Raw genomic sequence first — 6,134 nt, forward strand, 5'->3', positions numbered from 1 at the left:
GGGAAGCTCACGCTCTAAAGCCCTGAAAAGCCGGGCCTGCGGAGTCCTTTGTACTCGCTTGTGCTGGTTTCCGCAGCGCAACTGCGATGTTTCTCAGTTGTGTCGGCTGGATTCCGGCTTGGGAGCGACTACTTCGAGCACCTCCGGCACCGAGGTGAAATCCACCACGTTGCGCCGGCCGATGAAGTCGCCATCGATTTGCAGACCGACCTCGTCGTCGGCTTCGATTCGCACCGAAGATACATCGTCGACGCGAAATAAATTGCGGGACTTCGGATCTCCGTCGGAAGCCAGGAGTTGCCTGGCGACCGACAGTGTCGGCAGTACCCCCATCGTCCGCATCGCAAACACACCCAGTCCGCGTTCGAACGTCGTCCCGGGATTGGTGCGCACCGGGGTGCTGTCCAGATACGTCCACGGACTGGTATTCGTCACGAAGGCGTAATGCACGCCCGACACCGGTTCGTGTCCGGGAACACGCACGGTGATCGCGGGCTCGCGCCGCTTGGCCCGGAAGAATTGCCGGACCGTGGTGCGCAGATAACGGGCCGGGGTGGCGGCGTGGCCCGCGGCGCGGCTGCGATCGATCGCCTCGCACACGTCGGCGTCCAACCCGACGCCCGCGCTGAACGCGCACCAGCGGCCGTCGGCGACCATCAGGCCGATCCGGCGATCGCCGGCATGCGCCTCACCGTCGTCGAGCGAGAGCAGATCGATGAGCTGATTGGTCGCGGCCACCGGATCCGCTTCGATACCCAGCGAGCGCGCGAACACGTTCGCCGAGCCGCCGGGGATCACTCCCAGTCGCGGGATCCAGGTGCCCGAACGTTGCGCGGCGGCCGATTCCGCGACGCCGGCCGATTCCGGCCCGGGCGTGGCCTGTTTCGGCAGGGGGAGGAATCCGTTGATGGTCTCGTTGACCGTGCCGTCGCCGCCGTGCACCACGATCAGGTCCATCTCGGCATCGGTCGCCCACTGCGCCAATTCGGCGGCGTGCCCGCGATGCTGGGTATGGGCCACGATGAGCTGGGTGCGGCTCTCCAGCGCGTGGGCGAGCAGATCCCGCGTGGCCGGAGTGGTCGAGGTGGCATTCGGATTCACGATCAACAGCGTCCGCACCCTCAGCAGCCTACTGAGCGATCGCCACCGGATCCCGCGGAGGCGACCACGCGTGCGAGGCCCGGTTCGCGCGGTTCTACGCTGGGCGGGTGGCGAAGCAGAACGCGGACAGTGAGAGCACCGGCGGCACCACCGGCGGCGCGGCCGACCCGACTCCCGGCACGGTGCGCGGCGCGGGCGCGCTGGCCGCGCTCGAGGGCCTGATCGGGGTGATCATCGCGATCGTGCTCGTGGTGCAGGGCATCACGTCGGCGGACACCTCCGCGAAATCGGCGTACGGCACCGCCGCCTGGTTCGTGATCCTGGCCGGCGCGGTGCTGGCCGCCGGTATCGGCCTGCTGCGCGGTAGGCGCTGGGGCCGGGCCATCGTGGTGATCGCGCAGGTGCTGCTGCTGCCCGCCGCGTGGTACATGCTCAGCTCGCATCGGTTCGAACTCGGCATCCCGGTCGGGCTGGTCGCCCTCGTCACTCTCGGCTTGATCTTCTCGCCGCCGTCGGTGCGCTGGATGGCCCAGGCCTACGACGTCGCCGACTGACGCCACATCGGCCACAGCAGCGGTCCGCCACCCGTGGCGTCGAGTTCGCCGCGCAGATCGAAGCCGTAGCGCTCGTAATAGGCGATATTGGCGAACTTGCTCGATTCCAGGTAGGCGGGCGCGCCGGTTTCGTCACAGTGCGCCAGCCGCGGCGCCAGCAGGGCGTGCCCGTACCCCTTGCCGCGGACCGCGGGATCGGTGCCGACGATGGCGAGATACCAATGCGGTTCGTGCGGATGCGCCTTGCTCATCCGATCCGACATCCGCCCGACGGCGAGCAGTCGCAATCGGAACGCACGTGCCAATGCGGGCAGCATCCGCAGCTGATCGCCACCCGACGAATCCCACCGCCCGGGGGGCGACCACACCGCGCCCCCAACGATCCGGCCCGATTCGTCGAAGGCCGCGTCGACCGCTCCGTGCGCCAGGTACAGATGCCGGATCAGCGCGCCGAACATGGTCGCCGCGCGGGCGGGCCGGGTGCGGTCGGCCGGTATGCACCACTGCATGATCGGATCGTCGTCGAAGGCCAGACCCAGTACCCGGGCCAGTTCCGGCACTTCCGATTCCGTCACGGGACGAACGGTGACCTCCATCGGTCCACCCTATCGGTCGAGGTCGGCCAGGCGGCGGTCGAGAAATTCGCGCTCGGCCGCGTTCTCGGTCAGCAACAGGGCCTCGGAGTAGGCGAGCCGGGCCTCGTCGAGCCGCCCGAGTTCGGCGAGGAAGTGCGCGCGGGCGGCGGGGAGATAGCTGTACCCGGCCAGCTGCGGTTCGGCGGCGAGTGCGTCGAGCGCGGCGAAACCGGCGGCGGGATCGCCGGCCATCCCGATCGCGACGGCCCGGTTGAGCGCCACCACCGGCGAGGGCCAGATCCGGCTCAGGACGTCGTAGAGCCCGCGGATCTCCTGCCAGTCGGTGGCGTCGTAACTGGGCGCCTCGGCGTGAACGGCGGCGATCGCGGCCTGCAGCGCGTAGCGCCCCGGCCGCCGTTCCAGTGCGAAGCGGACCAGCGCGATGCCCTGTCCGATCTCCTCCCGGTCCCAGCGCGCGCGGTCCTGATCGGCCAGCGCGATCATGGCGCCCTCGGCGGTCACCCGCGCCGCGCGGCGGGCGTCGGTGAGCAGCAGGAGGGCGAGCAGGCCGGCGATCTCCGGATCCTCGGGCAGCAGACCGTGCAGCATCCGCGCCAGATCGAGGGCGCGTTCGGTGAGATCGCGGCGGATGAGGTCCTCGCCCGACGGTGCGGTGTGCCCGGTGGTGAACAGCAAATGCACCACCGCCAGCACGGCCTCGATGCGCTCGGGCAACTCCGCCGGGCCCGGCACGCGGTAGGGGATCCGGGCGGCGGCGATCTTCTTCTTGGCGCGGGTGATCCGCGCGGCCATCGTCGGCTCGGCCACCAGGAAGGCGCGCGCGACCTCGGCCGTGGTCAGTCCGCAGACCAGGCGCAGGGTCAGCGCGACCTGGGTCTGCGGGGCCAGTGCCGGATGGCAGCAGGTGCAGATCAGTCGCAGACGGTCGTCGGGGAACTGTGGGTCGTACGGGTCGATCGCATCGAAAACACCTGTCTCGGTGGTCTTTTCGTCCGCGATAAGCAGCGGCAACGCCCGGCGCGCGGTGGACCGGCGGCGTAGCAGATCCAGTGCGCGGTTGCGCGCCACCGTGGTCAGCCAGGCCGCGGGCCGGGACGGAATTCCGTCCGCGGCCCATCGCATCAACGCCTGTGCGTACGCGTCCTGAACGCATTCCTCGGCGAGTTCGAGGTCGTGGGTCACCCGCACGGTCGCCGCCAGGACGAACGCCCACTCCCGGCGATGCGCGTCGGCCACCGCCGCGGCGACCCGGTCGGGGCCGCCGCGATCGGTCGAGCCGTGGTCGGAGCAGTTGTCGAGCACGGTGCGGCTCAGCTCAATTCGAGGATCGGGCGCACTTCCACGCCCCCGAATTCCATCGGCACCCGCCGGGCGATGGCGATCGCGGCGTCGAGGTCCTCGGCCTCGACCAGGTAGTAGCCGCCGAGCTGCTCCTTGGTCTCGGCGAACGGGCCGTCGGTGATCACGAAGTCGCCGGCGCCGTCCGGCCGCACACTGGTGGCGGTGTGACTGTGGTGCAAGGCGTTTCCGCCGCGCAGCGCCGCCGCGTGGTCCTCGCCGAACTGCCGGTGGCTCTCCGCCATCGCGCTGCCGGACTCCGGTTCGGCCGCGGCACGCTCGTCCTGGTAGATGAGGATCAGATACTGCGACATGGTTTCGTCCTCCGAGTAGGTGGCCCGCCTTTCGAGCCATTCAACTCTTCGACGCGCACCCCGCCGCGGAATCGACACCGGCGCGAGAAATTCTCAGGAATTTCCGGCATCGGCGAGCCGCGCGAGCGCGTCACCGGCGAGCCGGAAGCCGGTCCACTCGTCCTGTGCCACCGCGCCCAGCCCGCGGTAGAACTCGATCGAGGGCGTATTCCAGTCCAGCACCGACCAATCCACCCGGGTGTAGCCGTGGGCCACGGCCTCGCGCGCCAGCTCGGCGAGCAGCGCCTTGCCCAGGCCACGACCGCGCGCCTCGGGCCGGACATAGAGATCTTCCAGATAGATGCCGTGCTTACCGGTCCAGGTCGAATAGTTCAGGAACCAGATCGCGCATCCGGCGACCCGCGCATCGACGGTCGCGACGTGGGCGAACACCGCCGGCGTCGGCCCGAACAGCGCGGCGTGCAGGTCCTCGGCCGTCAGCGCGCACTGTTCGCGCGCCTTCTCGTATTCGGCGAGGTCGTAGACCAGTTCGACGAGGGCGGGCACATCCTCGGGGGTGGCGCGGCGGATCATCGGCCGGCCTCGGGCGCCTCGATATTGTGCGCCAGAATCGTGGCGGCCTGATGATCGTGGCCGAGCACGCTGATCGCGGCGGTGGACAGGAAGAAGCGCCGTCCCTCCCGGGCCGGGAAACCCGCCCAGCGCGCGATCAGGACCCGGGAGAAATGTCCGTGCCCGACCAGCACCACATCGCGGGTGCGCAGCGCCGGCGCCACCGATTCCAGCACCCGGTCGGCCCGCGCGCCGACCGCGTCGGCGGATTCGCCACCCGGTACGTCGCCGGTGAAGACGGTCCAGCCGGGGGCGGTTTCGCGGATCTGCGGGGTGGTCAGGCCCTCGTAGTCGCCGTAATCCCATTCGACCAGTTCGTCGTCGATCCGCGGATCGGGCAGCCCGGCCAGTTCGGCGCTGTGCACGGCACGCTTCTTCGGGCTGGTCAGCACCAGCGGATCGCTCAGGTCCAGACCCGCGAGGACCTTTCCGGCTGCTCGCGCCTGTGCTTCGCCGCGTTCGGTGAGCGCGGTATCGGTGCGCCCGGTGTGTTTGCGTGCCGCCGACCACGCGGTCTCGCCGTGCCGCAGCAGCACCAGCCGATAGTCCCTGTCCGATGCACTCATGATTCCGATCATGCCGCACCGCGGGACCGACCGGCCGGACGGATCGACGCGAGGGTTCAGCTGGTTCCGTAGAGCCGGCCACCCCGCAACTCCAGCACCATCGGACCGCTCACGGCCAGCGAGATCGGCTCCCCGTGGTAGTCGCTGCGCCGCAACGGGATCCGCTTCTGCTGGGCGCCGCTGCCGGGATCGAGGGCCGCGATGCCGTCGGCCACCGGCACCAGGACGTTGCCCGCCATCATCGCGGGCGCGCCCAGGGCGTCCGGTGCGGTCCACAGCGGCTCGAAGGTGCTCGCGCTCAAGGCGATCACGCTGTTGCCGGTGAACACGAAATACGCCGAGCCGAGCCGGGTCACCGTGCTGTTGTCGGCGATCGGCGCGGAGAGGCGGTGCACCGCAAGTGAATTCGCGTTGGCGTCGTAGATCGCGAATTCCGGTGGGGCGGCGTCGGTTCCGGGAAGATACAGGGCGATCCGGTTGTCCGCGACCGCGATCACCCGGGCGTTGCCGGCCGCCGCACCGGGTTCGGTCAGGACGTGCGAGCCGTACTCCTCCGGCGCGGAGGCGTCCTTCGGCGCCGGATTCAGCGCCGTCAGCCGGTCCGCGGCGTCGTCGGGGCAGCGTTCCAGCACGGCCAGGCGGCTGCCACCCGAGGCCGCCGACAGCAGCGTGCAGTCGTGCCGGGGTTGTGTGTGCGGGTTCACCTGCGCGTCGACGTAGCCGTATTCGAGGGTGCGGACCAGATCCGAACGCCACATCTCCAGCCGGCGTGGTCCCTGCGCCAGCACATAGGTGCCGTCGGTGGACAGCCGGACCTGCGAGTCCATATAGCTGCTGCGCGCGGTGCGCCGGCGCCCGTCCTCCGCGCCGAGCATCGCGGTCTGGCTGCACCCGCGCGGATCGCGGTAGGTGGCGATCACAGTGCCGAACTGGCTCTCCAGCGCGCACAGGGGCAGATCGCGCTGGTATTTCCAGAGCTCTCGCCCGGTGGCCGCATCGAGACCGCGGACGGCGCCGCCGTCGCCGGTGATGGCGACGCCGCTGGAGGTCAGC

At 70.0% G+C, this 6,134-nt stretch carries 8 protein-coding genes; 1 reads left to right on the forward strand and 7 read right to left on the reverse strand.

All coding sequences use genetic code 11. The features are described 5' to 3' along the window. Positions 1 to 93: 93 nt before the first annotated feature. Positions 94 to 1,119 (reverse strand): diacylglycerol/lipid kinase family protein, encoded by a 1,026-nt coding sequence (locus NE2_RS18900; RefSeq protein ID WP_063027931.1) that lies wholly within the window; start codon positions 1,117 to 1,119, stop codon positions 94 to 96. A gap of 89 nt (positions 1,120 to 1,208) precedes the next feature. Between NE2_RS18900 and NE2_RS18905 the strand changes: the two genes are divergently transcribed. Then, positions 1,209 to 1,655, forward strand: coding sequence for a hypothetical protein (locus tag NE2_RS18905; protein WP_373862257.1), 447 nt, complete (start codon positions 1,209 to 1,211; stop codon positions 1,653 to 1,655). Here NE2_RS18905 and NE2_RS18910 read toward each other — a convergent pair. The 6 genes from NE2_RS18910 to NE2_RS36305 form a co-directional block, all read right to left on the reverse strand. Next, positions 1,637 to 2,230 carry a GNAT family N-acetyltransferase gene (locus NE2_RS18910; protein WP_233429823.1) on the reverse strand — a complete coding sequence of 198 codons (594 nt, stop codon included), beginning with the start codon at positions 2,228 to 2,230 and terminating at the stop codon, positions 1,637 to 1,639. The two genes, NE2_RS18905 and NE2_RS18910, sit on opposite strands and share 19 nt — an antisense overlap. 30 nt (positions 2,231 to 2,260) lie before the next feature. Beyond that, a complete protein-coding gene (locus tag NE2_RS18915; protein ID WP_063027935.1) occupies positions 2,261 to 3,553 on the reverse strand; it encodes an RNA polymerase sigma factor in 1,293 nt (430 codons plus the stop codon). 8 nt (positions 3,554 to 3,561) lie between these two features. Continuing rightward, positions 3,562 to 3,903 carry a YciI family protein gene (locus NE2_RS18920; RefSeq protein WP_063027937.1) on the reverse strand — a complete coding sequence of 114 codons (342 nt, stop codon included), beginning with the start codon at positions 3,901 to 3,903 and terminating at the stop codon, positions 3,562 to 3,564. A 93-nt stretch (positions 3,904 to 3,996) separates the two neighbouring features. Then, positions 3,997 to 4,476, reverse strand: coding sequence for a GNAT family N-acetyltransferase (locus NE2_RS18925; protein WP_063027939.1), 480 nt, complete (start codon positions 4,474 to 4,476; stop codon positions 3,997 to 3,999). Continuing rightward, positions 4,473 to 5,081, reverse strand: a complete 609-nt coding sequence (locus tag NE2_RS18930) for an acid phosphatase (protein ID WP_084494157.1) — start codon at positions 5,079 to 5,081, stop codon at positions 4,473 to 4,475. The genes NE2_RS18925 and NE2_RS18930 overlap by 4 nt, the downstream gene beginning before the upstream one ends. 56 nt (positions 5,082 to 5,137) lie before the next feature. Beyond that, positions 5,138 to 6,134 (reverse strand): Rv3212 family protein (locus NE2_RS36305; protein ID WP_063027943.1); only part of this gene is annotated, 997 nt, incomplete at its 5' end.

This window comes from Nocardia elegans NBRC 108235, assembly GCF_001612845.1.
GTDB lineage: Bacteria > Actinomycetota > Actinomycetes > Mycobacteriales > Mycobacteriaceae > Nocardia > Nocardia nova.